The sequence below is a fragment of the Polynucleobacter sp. 71A-WALBACH genome (assembly GCF_018882365.1).
Taxonomy (GTDB): domain Bacteria; phylum Pseudomonadota; class Gammaproteobacteria; order Burkholderiales; family Burkholderiaceae; genus Polynucleobacter.
In genome coordinates, this window is record NZ_JACVOP010000001.1 from 782,869 (window position 1) to 794,792 (window position 11,924).

13 protein-coding genes are annotated in these 11,924 nt (G+C 41.9%); all 13 read left to right on the forward strand.

Annotated features, from left to right (window positions below; translation table 11 throughout):
• Positions 1-87: 87 nt before the first annotated feature.
• Positions 88-1,257 carry a hypothetical protein gene (locus tag ICN42_RS04080; RefSeq protein ID WP_216251230.1) on the forward strand — a complete coding sequence of 390 codons (1,170 nt, stop codon included), beginning with the start codon at positions 88-90 and terminating at the stop codon, positions 1,255-1,257.
• 104 nt (positions 1,258-1,361) lie between these two features.
• Entirely contained in the window at positions 1,362-3,185 is a 1,824-nt protein-coding gene (glmS, locus tag ICN42_RS04085) for a glutamine--fructose-6-phosphate transaminase (isomerizing) (protein ID WP_216251233.1), read from the forward strand.
• A 298-nt stretch (positions 3,186-3,483) separates the two neighbouring features.
• A complete protein-coding gene (locus tag ICN42_RS04090) occupies positions 3,484-4,599 on the forward strand; it encodes a DegT/DnrJ/EryC1/StrS aminotransferase family protein (RefSeq protein WP_216251236.1) in 1,116 nt (371 codons plus the stop codon).
• Between the two features lie 40 nt (positions 4,600-4,639).
• Entirely contained in the window at positions 4,640-5,335 is a 696-nt protein-coding gene (locus ICN42_RS04095; RefSeq protein ID WP_216251239.1) for a WbqC family protein, read from the forward strand.
• A gap of 252 nt (positions 5,336-5,587) precedes the next feature.
• On the forward strand, positions 5,588-6,307 hold the full coding sequence (locus ICN42_RS04100; protein WP_216251241.1) for a bifunctional 2-polyprenyl-6-hydroxyphenol methylase/3-demethylubiquinol 3-O-methyltransferase UbiG: 720 nt from the start codon (positions 5,588-5,590) through the stop codon (positions 6,305-6,307).
• A 34-nt stretch (positions 6,308-6,341) separates the two neighbouring features.
• On the forward strand, positions 6,342-7,304 hold the full coding sequence (locus ICN42_RS04105; RefSeq protein WP_216251243.1) for a hypothetical protein: 963 nt from the start codon (positions 6,342-6,344) through the stop codon (positions 7,302-7,304).
• Positions 7,305-7,405: 101 nt separating this feature from the next.
• Complete coding sequence (locus ICN42_RS04110; protein WP_216251246.1) at positions 7,406-7,909, forward strand: hypothetical protein; 504 nt, start codon at positions 7,406-7,408, stop codon at positions 7,907-7,909.
• Positions 7,910-7,927: 18 nt separating this feature from the next.
• Positions 7,928-8,359: a hypothetical protein gene (locus tag ICN42_RS04115; protein ID WP_216251248.1), complete on the forward strand. Its 432-nt coding sequence runs from the start codon at positions 7,928-7,930 to the stop codon at positions 8,357-8,359.
• A gap of 25 nt (positions 8,360-8,384) precedes the next feature.
• A complete protein-coding gene (locus ICN42_RS04120; RefSeq protein ID WP_216251250.1) occupies positions 8,385-8,951 on the forward strand; it encodes a GNAT family N-acetyltransferase in 567 nt (188 codons plus the stop codon).
• Positions 8,948-9,706 (forward strand): bifunctional 2-polyprenyl-6-hydroxyphenol methylase/3-demethylubiquinol 3-O-methyltransferase UbiG, encoded by a 759-nt coding sequence (locus ICN42_RS04125; protein WP_216251253.1) that lies wholly within the window; start codon positions 8,948-8,950, stop codon positions 9,704-9,706. The genes ICN42_RS04120 and ICN42_RS04125 overlap by 4 nt, the downstream gene beginning before the upstream one ends.
• Positions 9,703-10,623, forward strand: coding sequence for a glycosyltransferase family 2 protein (locus ICN42_RS04130; RefSeq protein ID WP_216251255.1), 921 nt, complete (start codon positions 9,703-9,705; stop codon positions 10,621-10,623). Before ICN42_RS04125 ends, ICN42_RS04130 begins: the two co-directional genes overlap by 4 nt.
• The gene (locus ICN42_RS04135) at positions 10,620-11,453 is read left to right on the forward strand and encodes a bifunctional 2-polyprenyl-6-hydroxyphenol methylase/3-demethylubiquinol 3-O-methyltransferase UbiG (protein ID WP_216251272.1); all 834 of its coding nucleotides are present in this window, start codon (positions 10,620-10,622) and stop codon (positions 11,451-11,453) included. The genes ICN42_RS04130 and ICN42_RS04135 overlap by 4 nt, the downstream gene beginning before the upstream one ends.
• Positions 11,454-11,501: 48 nt before the next feature.
• On the forward strand, positions 11,502-11,891 hold the full coding sequence (locus ICN42_RS12010; RefSeq protein ID WP_216251275.1) for a GtrA family protein: 390 nt from the start codon (positions 11,502-11,504) through the stop codon (positions 11,889-11,891).
• Positions 11,892-11,924 lie beyond the last annotated feature (33 nt).

Below are 11,924 nucleotides of genomic sequence, written 5' to 3' on the forward strand. Positions count from 1 at the left end.
GGGTACCTACGTTATAATCGGCTATCTAAAAACCTTAAAAATTCTTACCTTTATTAATATATTAATTACAGATGATATTTTTTGGCTATGAATAACTACATGTCCACTCCTCATGGAGACTCAAGCGATCCCGATTCGGAGATCGCCCTGCTGGACATTGTTAATTTCTTGGCCGATTCTTGGAAAAAGTTAGTTATAGCAGCTGCAGCTGGTGCTGTCTTAGGCTTTGGGGGCTGGTTTTTCTTGGGTAATTACCATGCTCAGCTGCCACTAAGCAACAACCAGGGTGTGAGCGTTATTTCCTTGAAGTCCCTCCAGCAGGCCCTCCCCAACCTAGCGGCCGAGATTGTCGAAAAAGACCGGGCACCCCAAGACCAGCTCGCGCTATACAATGAGATGTCAAGCCCAGAGTGGTGGCAAAAGGCTATTACCCCCATCTTTAGCCTGACCAAGGCCGACATCAAGGACCTAGGCGCAGAGATGGAGAAGGGCTCAAATCGCATCCTATATCTGGTGGTGGATGGGTCGGCAGCTTCCAGGGAGGCGGCCATTCAAAATGCCCGCAACACCAGCCAATTTTTACGTCAGGGTGGAGCCTACCTGGCCATCAAGGCCATGCTCGCCTCCCAGCAGTCCGATTTACTGACTGCCCAAGTAGAAATTGCTAGCAAAATTAACGCTTCCCTCATAGAGCTGGACTACGAGCAGAACCGCCTGAAGAACCTAGAGGCCTTAGCGAAGCGCTTCCCAAACGAGTCTCGCTTTTCCTCCCAAGTCATTGACCCCAATGACTTAAGTGCCAAATACCTCCCAATCAGCACCCAAATTATTGCCATTAATACGGATATCAATAACAGCACGGAGTCCTTGACCCGTCTCCGAGACCGGCAGATTCAGCTGGGTGCCCTGAATCGCTGGCTGAAAGAGGCGACTCCGATCTTCGCGGCCAGCTACGACGGCCTACAAATAAATCAAGACCTACTATCCCTGGAATCTAAGCTACGATCTGAAATCAAGCTGGATGACCCTAAGGCCTTTGTCTTTGTCGACACCCTGCGTACTAGCTTACTATCAAACGAGACCCGCTTTAGATATGGGCTAGTAGAGCCTGGTACCGCTGTGGCCAAGAAGACCGGCATGATAAAAGCTGTCGCAGTTGGCTTTGCTGGCGCTCTGCTCTCGATAATCCTAGCCCTCTTGGGTCAAAGGCTTTGGGCTAGCTTAAAGGGTAATCAGGAAAGCGATGCGGCTATATGAAGATCAAAGCAAAATCTCCGGAGCTGGGTGTTTCACGGGAACGGGCATTAGCGGGCTTGAGTGTTAAATAAGCATTTTTAATTCAATTTATCTAAGCAAAAGCCATGTGCGGAATAGTTGCTGCGATCGCAGAAACCAATATTGTTCCGACGCTAATTGAGGGTTTAAATAAGCTTGAGTACCGAGGCTATGATTCTGCTGGCATAGCTATCGTCAATCAAGATGGCGTTGAGCGTTATAGAGCTCTCGGTAGAGTTTCTGAACTAGAGAAAAAAACGCAGGATTTAAAGGCAACTGCTGGGATTGCACATACTCGCTGGGCCACGCACGGGGTCCCAAGTAAGCGCAATGCCCACCCCCATGTTTCAGGTGGGGTGGCTGTAGTTCACAACGGCATTATTGAAAATTATGAATCTTTGCGCGAAGAATTGATCGCACAGGGATATGTATTCGAGTCAGAGACCGATACTGAAACAATTGCCCATTTAATTGAGTTAATCCTCAAAACTGAGTCTTCTTTATTTGAAGCGGTGCGGCAAACTACTCAAAAATTGGTAGGGGCCTATGCCATTGCGGTAATTGAAGAGTCTCATCCAGAATTGATTGTTGTGGCCAGAGAGGGTTCCCCGCTCTTATTGGGCGTTAGTGAGTCGGGGATATATGCAGCCTCGGATGCCTCTGCTTTATTACAGGTAACGCAGCAATTGATTTATTTAGAAAATGGCGATATTGCCCAATTAAAAAACAATCAATTTTGCATTACAGATCAAGCTGGTACTCCAGTTGCTCGGGAGATTGTTGTATCTCAGTTATCTGCTGATGCGGTAGATTTAGGTAATTATCAGCATTACATGCAAAAAGAAATATTTGAGCAGCCCGATGCGTTAGCTAACACTATTGAGATAGTTGCCTCCAGCGATCAAATTCATACGCAACTCTTTGGAGCACAGGCGCCGCAAATTTTTAAAGAAATTGATCGCATTTTGATTTTGGCATGCGGCACTAGTAACTACGCTGGCCAAGTGGCTAAGTATTGGCTGGAATCTATTGCGAAGGTTCCAACAAGTGTTGAGGTTGCAAGTGAATATCGGTATCGAACTACAGTGCCTAACCCTCGCCAGTTAGTTGTGGCAATTTCTCAATCAGGAGAAACGGCTGATACCTTGGCAGCTTTGCGCTTTGCTAAATCCTTGGGTCAAGAGAAAACATTTGCAATTTGCAATGTGCCTGAGTCTGCCATTGTGCGTGAGTGCGAGCTGCGGTTCATTACGAGGGCTGGCCCTGAGATTGGCGTAGCTTCTACAAAAGCATTTACTACACAATTGGCAGCATTGTTTATGCTGACTTTAGCTGTCGCTAAACAGAGAGGCGTTCTTTTTCCTGCTGAAGAAGGTCAATATTTGCACGAATTGCGTCATTTGCCTGCAGCCGTTATTGAAGTATTAAAGTTGGAAAACTCGATAAAAGTTTGGGCCGAAAAATTTTCAAGCAAGCAAGATGCAATTTTTTTAGGGCGTGGCAGACACTACCCTATAGCGCTTGAAGGTGCATTAAAGCTTAAGGAAATTTCGTATATTCATGCAGAGGCTTATCCAGCCGGAGAATTAAAGCATGGCCCATTGGCATTGATTGATAGTGAGATGCCGGTCGTTGCCATTGCGCCCAATGACGAATTACTTGAAAAGCTTAAATCAAATTTACAGGAAGTAAAGGCCAGGGGCGGCGAGCTTTTTGTATTTGCTGATCAAGGTTCACATATTACCCAATCAGATGAAATTCATATTTTGTACTTGCCGGAGCATTACGGGGAACTATCGCCTATTCTGCATACAGTTGCATTGCAGCTATTTGCTTATCACTGCGCCTTAATGAAAGGTAATGATGTTGATAAGCCTAGAAATCTAGCTAAATCAGTGACGGTTGAATAGCACGGAAAAAAACTGTTTTCGCTCGATATTTACAGGGAAAATTTGAACATTCTTAATGCCGATGAAGATTGCTGGTACGTTGTATGAAATGTACGCTTATTCCCGCTAAACAGACTTTTAATGTGAGTGACATTAACTTTTATCGGGGTGTTTACGTGACTACTTTAGTAAGTAGAGTGGTTGATGTTAACTGTCGGTGGCAATATGAATCAGATTGACTTAAAGGAGGCGGGGGAGTACTGTTAAAAAGGTTGATAGCCACGAAACGATTAAATTACGCACTATATTCTGGACTTTTATGGCGATAAAAAATAAAAATATCTATGTAACTCAGCCTCACCTTCCTCCATTGAGTGAATTTATTCCCTATCTTGAGCAAATTTGGGAAAATAAAGTTCTTACCAATGGTGGTCCATTTCATCAAGAGCTTGAGCGTGCGCTCTGCGAGTATTTGGGCGTTAAATATCTTTCACTATTTACTAATGGAACTATTGCGTTAATTACAGCGCTTCAAGCATTACGTATTACTGGTGAAGTTATAACGACCCCATTCTCATTTGTGGCGACCTCTCATTCATTATTATGGAATGGAATAAAGCCAGTCTTTGTTGACATTGATCCAAGAACATTGAATATTGATCCGGCAAAAATTGAGGCTGCCATTACACCCCAAACAACTGCCATCATGCCTGTACATTGTTATGGCCATCCCTGCGATGTTGATGCGATTGAAAAAATTGCCAATACTTATGGTTTGAAAGTTATCTATGATGCAGCCCATGCATTTGGTGTCGAATGTCACTGCGGGAGTGTGCTAAACCACGGCGATTTATCGGTATTAAGTTTTCATGCCACAAAAGTTTTTAATACGTTTGAGGGTGGAGCCATTGTTTGTCCAGATGAAAAAACAAAAGTACGAATTGATCAGTTAAAAAATTTCGGTCATGCCGGAGAGGTCAATGTTGTTGCACCTGGTATTAATGGGAAAATGAGTGAAATTAATGCAGCTTTTGGCCTGGTTCAATTGAAGCATATGGGCGATGTATTGGAAAAGAGAAGGACTGTTGACGCTAGATATCGTAAAAACCTAAAATCTGTTCCCGGAATACTCTGTCTAGAGGGGTCTGGCGAGAAAGTTGCCAACTACGCCTATTTCCCCATACTTGTAAAATCAGAATACGCCCTTGATCGAGAGCGGTTAAATGAAGTTCTTAAGGAGGCTGGAATCATTCCTCGCAGATATTTTTATCCATTAATCTCAGAGTTTTCAATGTATCAAGGCCTTCCATCATCTATGCCAAGCAATTTGCCATATGCAATGCAAGCTACTAAACAAGTCTTATGCTTGCCAATATACCCTGATTTATGTCTTGAGATTGTGGATGAAATTTGCTCTTTAATTGCTGCTCAATGAGAGATTTATGTCGGCAGCCTGAAATTACTGGGGTGTGAAGATGAAGGTTGGAGTAATGCAGCCATACTTTCTTCCATATATAGGCTATTTTCAATTGATAGCAGCGGTTGATTTATTCGTTATTTACGACAACATTAAGTACACAAAAAAGGGATGGATTAATCGAAATCGATTCTTGCAAAATGGGGGAGATGAGATGTTTTCTCTGCCCCTTAGGAAGGGAAGTGATTCGCTGGATATTTGTGAGCGTGAACTGGCTGCTGATTTCGATAAAGATAGGTTTATGAACCAGTTAAGGGGTGCATACTTTAGAGCCCCATATTTTGAGCAAACATTCTCTCTGATTGAGCGAGTGTTGCGACATTCAGAATCGAATCTATTCCTTTTTTTGCGCAATGGAATCGAGCAGGTATGCGCTTATCTTGGTATATCTACAAAAATAATAACTTCATCTGAGATTGAAATTGATCATCGGCTCAGGGGGCAGGATCGTGTGCTGGCTTTATCTAGTGCGTTAGCTGCGACCATCTATATAAATCCAATCGGCGGAGTAGAGCTCTACTCAAAAAAAGCATTTCTAGAAAATGGTCTTAAGTTGCAATTCATTCAATCAAAGAAGTTCGAATATCTACAGTTCAATAATGCATTTGTGCCATGGCTTTCGATTGTCGATGTATTGATGTTTAACTCTGTTGATTTAGTGAAATTTCAATTATTGCAATTCGATATTGTATGATTGCAAAATAAAGTGCCTATCAATCAAAAAGTTAAAAAAATGAGTTAATAATTTTTCAGGTTTAATTTGAGAAAGGTCGAATAGTTTTCTTCAATTAAGGGTATTCGGTTTTGTCTAAATAGAGCCGCCATATGCTTTAGTTAGAGTTTCAAAAAAATCTAATGAGTTAACAAGTTGTCCAATTAGGATTTTCGCAAGTTTGATATTAGGAACTCGATCCTTGAAATTAGCTAATTATTTTGGAGTATCTAGATGAATAAAAAAGAAATTGAGCATCTTGAATCAATCAACCCTTTTTATGAAAAGGGTGATCATATGGATGCATTGATGATAGAGCGTGAGATTGAAATTATCAAGCAATACAATCTCACTGGCAAGAGTGCGCTGGAGGTGGGGTGTGGTAGCGGGCTTTCAACCGAAAAGCTCTGCGACTTATTTGATGATATTGAGGTTATTGAGCCGGCCCCAAAAAATATTGACCTATTAAGGCGTAGAGTGCCGAATGTAATATGTCACAACGTTTTGCTTGAAGACTTTAATACACAGCGAAAATATGATTTTATTTTCTTTTTGAATGTGATTGAGCATGTCGAAGATCCAATTTCCTCTTTGAGGGCATTGTCTCATCTTGTTAAGGATGAGGGGTTAATTTTTATTTCCGGCCCAAACTGCATGTCCCTGAATCGGCGTGCCGGATACAAAATGGGGCTATTAAAAGGTTATGATCAAATGGCCCCAAAAGATTATGAGGTCGGCCATCGGCGCCTATATACCGTAGATATGTTAACTGAGCATTGTGAGGAAGCTGGCCTAAAGATCCTGTCGATGAAGGGGATGTATCTTAAGCCTCTGGCCGAGTCGCAAATGATAAAGCTGGGCGATGAGGTTATCAGGGCATTCTATGCTCTTGGTGAAGATACGCCCCAGTTGTGCGCTAGTCTGTTGGCTATTGCAACTAAGAAATACTATTAATAATTGCGATGCGTAATGTATTAGAAAATTAGCCATGTTTAAATGGAAAAAAAGAGGGCGAATATTCGCTCCTCAGAGCGTCTCAGATAGAGATTGGTTAAAGGAGTACGCTCAAGCGCCAGCAACGCTAATTTTTGATGAATTTATAAGGGTGTACTTCTCATGCCGCCCGTATCCCGATGCGGCAGGTCAGTATGTCAGCTATTCAGCTTATATAGATCTGGATAGGGGTGACCTGTCAAAAATTCTGAGGGTAGCAAAAAATCCAATATTGAAGCTTGGACACGTCGGGACATTCGATGAGTTTGGAACCTACCCTGTTTCAGTAATGCGTAATGGTGGTGACGTGCTTGCTTATTATGGCGGCTGGACAAGATGTGAGTCGGTTCCGTTTACTGTCTCAATTGGCTTGGCCGTCAGTCGTGACGATGGCATTAGTTTTGAAAAGCTGGGGGAGGGGCCTCTTCTAACATCTGACATTAACGACCCGCATGTCCTTAGTGGGCCCAAAATCAGGCGCTTTGGTAAGGGGTGGCAGCTTTGGTATGTTGCAGGAACAAAATGGCACAGATTTGAAGGTAGATCTGAGGCTGTATATAAGATTCGTATGGCCACGTCAGATGATGGATTCAATTGGCGCAGGAATGGCGTAAATATTATTCAGGACAAGTTGGAGTCAGATGAGTGCCAAGCTAGCCCAGATGTTTTCTTTTACGAAAATAGATACCACATGTTTTTTTGCTATAAATATGGAGTAAATTTCAGAAGCAATGAAAGGGGTTATCGAATTGGATACGCATATTCTGACGATCTGATTAATTGGGTTAGGGAAGATGCAAGGGCTGGTTTGGATATTTCTGCTGAAGGGTGGGATAGCCAGTCTGTAGCCTATCCACACATATTTGAGTTAGATGGGAAGATTTACATGCTTTACATAGGTAATGAGGTTGGTCGGTATGGCTTTGGATTGGCTGAATTAGAAGAGTATTCGCGGTAAATTTTTATGTTGCTTAAGGCATATTTAGTTAACTTTTAAAGGGCAACCTTGGCAACTACCTTTTTAGAAAATATTTTAGTGAATGACGGGCGCGTCAAAATATGAAGTGGATAAAACTAGGAAAAATATTTGATCCTACGAATCATGCATTACCAAACGGCTGCGCTGAATTTGCTCAGTCCCCACAAGCGCTCATTTTTGATGACTATATTAGGATATATTTCTCAACAAGAGTAAAAGATGACAAGGGAAAGTTTTTAAGTCATGTAGCTTTTGTTGATTTTGATAGAGGTTTTAGGGATGTTCTTGGCATTTCAAAAGAGGCCGTCATACCGCTTGGAGGACTGGGGTCGTTCGATGAGCACGGCATATTTCCATTTGGAGTGATGCGCAATGATCATAAGTTATATGCTTACACTACGGGCTGGAATAGAAGGGTATCCGTATCCACAGATGCCTCAATTGGTCTAGCAGTAAGCGAGGATGGTGGCCTAACTTTTGGTAAGGTGGGTGTTGGCCCTGTATTGGCCCCTACGTTGCATGAGCCTTTTTTAGTGGGTGATGCGTTCGTTAGAATATTTGATGGGGTCTTTCACATGTGGTAGATATATGGCACAAGGTGGGTGACTTATGATGACGGTGAGCCGCCAGAACGTGTTTATAAAATTGCACATGCAAAATCTATAGATGGAATTTCCTGGGAAAAAGAAGGTCGACAAATAATTGTTGACAGATTAAATGCTGAAGAATGTCAAGCGCTACCAACGATTATAAAAATCGAACAAAGATATCACATGTTTTTTTGTTACCGAGAGGCGCGTGATTTTCGAAGAAATCTTAGTAGAGGCTATAGAATTGGTTATGCATTTTCAGATGATTTAATAGAGTGGACTCGTGAGGATGAGAGTGTGGGAATCTGTCTATCGGAGGATGGATGGGATTCAGAAATGCAATGTTACCCACATGTTTTTGAAATGGATGGCGAGGTTTTTTTGCTATATAACGGTAATGAGTTTGGGCGTTTTGGGTTTGGTTTAGCAAGGCTAGAAAAATGAATAGCTGTATTTTCGGGGGTTGTATATGAACATCAAAGGAAGAGCTGTCACATTAAGAGCTATTGAGGAGGGCGATCTTGAGTATTTGCAAAAATGGGCAAATGACCCTATAACTCAGGATGGAATAGGTGAGCAGCACTTTCCGAGCTCCATGGATTTCCATAAAACATGGTTTCAGGCCCTAAAGAACGATTCTCTCAATCAGCGATTTGTTGTTGAGGTCCCGGACGGTGGGGTTATTGGAGTTTCTAGCCTAATCAGTATTGATTGGCGAAATAGCCATGCTTGGCATGGACTGGTTCTTGGCGAGGAAAGTCATCGTGGAAAAGGTTATGGCATTGATGCCATCATGGCTACCATGCGATACGCTTTTGAAGAAATGAATCTCCAAAGGCTGGATGGTGCGATGCTTGAGTACAACACCCTTTCTCTTTCCACTTATTGCGGCATGAAATTAGGCTGGAAGGAGGAGGGTCGAAGACGCGATTACTACTTTAGGAAGGGTCGGTATTGGGATCAAATTTTGGTTGGGGTTACAAAGCAAGACTATCTCACATTGATAGATAGCACCAAATACTGGGATGTAACATGAGTTTCCGTAGAGATTACAACATCGAATCAGATGATTCAGTAAATTCTGAAAGCGAAAAGTATGCGTACAGTTTTGATTTTAGTGTTATGCATCCATACATGATGCGTTCATTCGAGCCATTTTTTTGCGAAGGTAGTCTATTAGAGTTGGGGAGTTTTAAGGGTGACTTCACTCGCCGCTTTGTTGAGCGTTTCAAGGACATAACTTGTGTTGAAGCTTCAAGCGAGGCCATTATTGAGGCTAAGGCGAAATTAGGGGATATGCCAACTTATATCCATTCGCTATTTGAGACGGTAAATCTTCCAAAGCGTTACAACAATATTGTTTTAACCCACGTGCTGGAGCATCTTGATGATCCAGCACTCGTTCTCAGGCGTATTAATGAAGAGTGGTTGGCTGATGGTGGACGCTTCTTTTTAGTCTGCCCCAATGGAAATGCCCCTTCAAGACAGATTGCTGTGAAGATGGGTCTTATTTCGCATAACTCAGCGGTGACGCCGGCCGAGGCTGAGCATGGTCATCGTTGTACCTACACTCTTGATACTCTAGAGCGTGATGCTGTCGCTGCTGGTCTAAAAGTGGTGCACCGATCAGGGATCTTTTTTAAAGCACTCGCTAATTTTCAATGGGATCGTTTGTTGCAGACGGATATTATTTCTAAGGAGTACTTGGAGGGGTGTTATGCACTCGGCCAACAGTATCCAGATTTATGTTCTAGCATATTCCTGCTGTGTGAACGCGGTGAAGTTAAATGAAAATTTCATTTGTTATTCCTGTATATCACAATGAGGGTGCAATCGCTAAGACTCAAGAAAGGATTCAATCAATTTTCGCAAGTGATTTACCTCAGCATGAGTATGAAATTATTTTTGTGGACGATGGGTCCCAGGATGGCTCTCTTAGTGAAATATTGAATGTAAGAGAATTAGACTCAAGAGTGAAAGCAATCACCTTTACCAGAAATTTTGGTCAGATGGCTGCTATGCTAGCGGGCTTTAAGGAGGCTACGGGTGATGCCGTAATTAACATATCTGCCGATTTGCAGGATCCCGTGGAATTGATACCTCAAATGGTCAACAAGTGGGCGGAGGGAGCGGAAATAGTCATTTGTCATCGAACTGATCGATCTGATGCGCTGACCGCAAAACTCTTTTCACGTTTGGCATATGGGGTATTGCGTATATCATTCCCGCAGATACCGCCAGGCGGTTTTGATTTTGTATTGATGGATAGAAGGGTGATGAATGAATTTAATGCCATTGATGTGAGGCATCGTTTCTTTCAGGGCGATTTGCTGTGGACTGGGTTTCGCACAAGCTTTATTCCTTACGTGCGCTTAAAGAGAACTATCGGAAAATCTCAATATAACTTCAACAAAAAGTTGAAAAACTTTATAGATGGAGTGATAGATGCCTCCTATTTGCCCATCAGATTTATTTCTCTAATGGGGGTAGCCACATCTATGTTTGGTGTTCTTTATAGCCTCTCTATTATTTATAGTTGGCTGCGAGGCGAAACCCCATTTGAGGGTTGGGCGCCACTGATGATCGTAACCTTACTTATGGGGGGGATGATTATGGTAATGCTCGGTGTGATCGGTGAGTATGTGTGGAGAATAAATGAAGAGGTTCGAAAGAGGCCGAACTATGTTGTAAGGGATAAGTTCTTATGAGCTCCAATTTGCGGTATACGATGATTGATGGAATAAAGTGCTACAGCCCAGAGGTTGCGCGTGCTTATACGGATTACCCTGATGGCGGTTTTGATTTAACTAATGAAAATGTAGGGAGTAGTTTTTGGGTTAGCTCAAGAAACCGTTTATTTAAAAGAATTGTTGAATCTCATTTGGTTGTTGGTGGGAAAACGCGATTTTTAGACATAGGCTGCGGTACTGGGGATTTTATACGGCAAATATCCCCAAATAGTGGTTTAGAAATTACCGGCTCTGAGATTTATTTGAAGGGGCTTTCATATGCAAAGAAAAGTCAGCCAGACGTTGATTTTATTCAATTTGATGTTACTCAAGGGGTAATTAAAGAGCAGAATTTCGATATGATTACTGCTTTTGATGTTATCGAGCATATAGAGAACGATAATAAAGCCTTATCTAACATCAGCCAAATGATGAATCAAAGCGGCGTTTTGGTGATTAGCGTTCCACAACATATGTTTTTGTGGAGTAAGTTGGATGAAATTGTTAAGCATAAGCGCAGGTATTCCAGGCGCGACTTGGTTGGCAAGATTGAGGCAAGTGGTTTTACTGTTAAGTATGTAACGTCTTTTCTTTTTATTCTTTTTCCGTTAATGTTGGTTTCTCGACTGCTTGATAGGCGTGGAAATAAGTCTTTAGAAGACAAAGAGGGCTTAGAGAAGAGGGTTAAATTCTCTGGCTTATTAAATTGTATTTTTGACTGCTTTATGCGAGTTGATGAGGTTTTAATAAGGCTAGGCTTCTCACTTCCATTTGGCGGTACTCTGATTTTAGTGGCTAGAAAGAATTGAGTCGAGGCAAATTTTATTTCTTGCGACCAGGCCCCCTTGTAAAAAAGTATGAATAAGCTGAAGGTGGAGGCTGCAAAATTCACTATTGTTGGGAGTGTAAATTTTTTTCTAACTTTTATTGTATTCACGGTAATGTTAAAAATTTTATATGTGAATTACCTAATTTCATTAAGTTCTGCTTGGGCTATTGGATTTATTTTTTCTTATATCGTAAATTTTTCTTGGGTATTTAAGCCTGACAAAAAAATACAATTTAGAGGAAGATTCATAAAGTATTTTTTCGCCAGTAGCTTTTCATTGGGCATGAACATACTTGTCTTAAGTCTTGTGGTGTCATGGTCAGGCTTTGATGCTTACTATGCTCAGATGTTATTGATGCCAATCATTGTGACTCTGAATTTTTTTACCGCCAAATACTGGTCATTGCGTAAGAGTTGAGCAAGATGCTTTTAGACGTTTTTTTGTCGAATA

Excerpts from the sequence above, each read along its gene's own strand:
- ICN42_RS04080 (WP_216251230.1), top strand. The coding sequence starts at position 88 with ATGAATAACTACATGTCCACTCCTCATGGAGACTCAAGCGATCCCGAT.
- glmS (WP_216251233.1), top strand. The coding sequence starts at position 1,362 with ATGTGCGGAATAGTTGCTGCGATCGCAGAAACCAATATTGTTCCGACG.
- ICN42_RS04090 (WP_216251236.1), top strand. The coding sequence starts at position 3,484 with ATGGCGATAAAAAATAAAAATATCTATGTAACTCAGCCTCACCTTCCT.
- ICN42_RS04095 (WP_216251239.1), top strand. The coding sequence starts at position 4,640 with ATGAAGGTTGGAGTAATGCAGCCATACTTTCTTCCATATATAGGCTAT.
- ICN42_RS04100 (WP_216251241.1), top strand. The coding sequence starts at position 5,588 with ATGAATAAAAAAGAAATTGAGCATCTTGAATCAATCAACCCTTTTTAT.
- ICN42_RS04105 (WP_216251243.1), top strand. The coding sequence starts at position 6,342 with ATGTTTAAATGGAAAAAAAGAGGGCGAATATTCGCTCCTCAGAGCGTC.
- ICN42_RS04110 (WP_216251246.1), top strand. The coding sequence starts at position 7,406 with ATGAAGTGGATAAAACTAGGAAAAATATTTGATCCTACGAATCATGCA.
- ICN42_RS04120 (WP_216251250.1), top strand. The coding sequence starts at position 8,385 with ATGAACATCAAAGGAAGAGCTGTCACATTAAGAGCTATTGAGGAGGGC.
- ICN42_RS04125 (WP_216251253.1), top strand. The coding sequence starts at position 8,948 with ATGAGTTTCCGTAGAGATTACAACATCGAATCAGATGATTCAGTAAAT.
- ICN42_RS04130 (WP_216251255.1), top strand. The coding sequence starts at position 9,703 with ATGAAAATTTCATTTGTTATTCCTGTATATCACAATGAGGGTGCAATC.
- ICN42_RS04135 (WP_216251272.1), top strand. The coding sequence starts at position 10,620 with ATGAGCTCCAATTTGCGGTATACGATGATTGATGGAATAAAGTGCTAC.
- ICN42_RS12010 (WP_216251275.1), top strand. The coding sequence starts at position 11,502 with ATGAATAAGCTGAAGGTGGAGGCTGCAAAATTCACTATTGTTGGGAGT.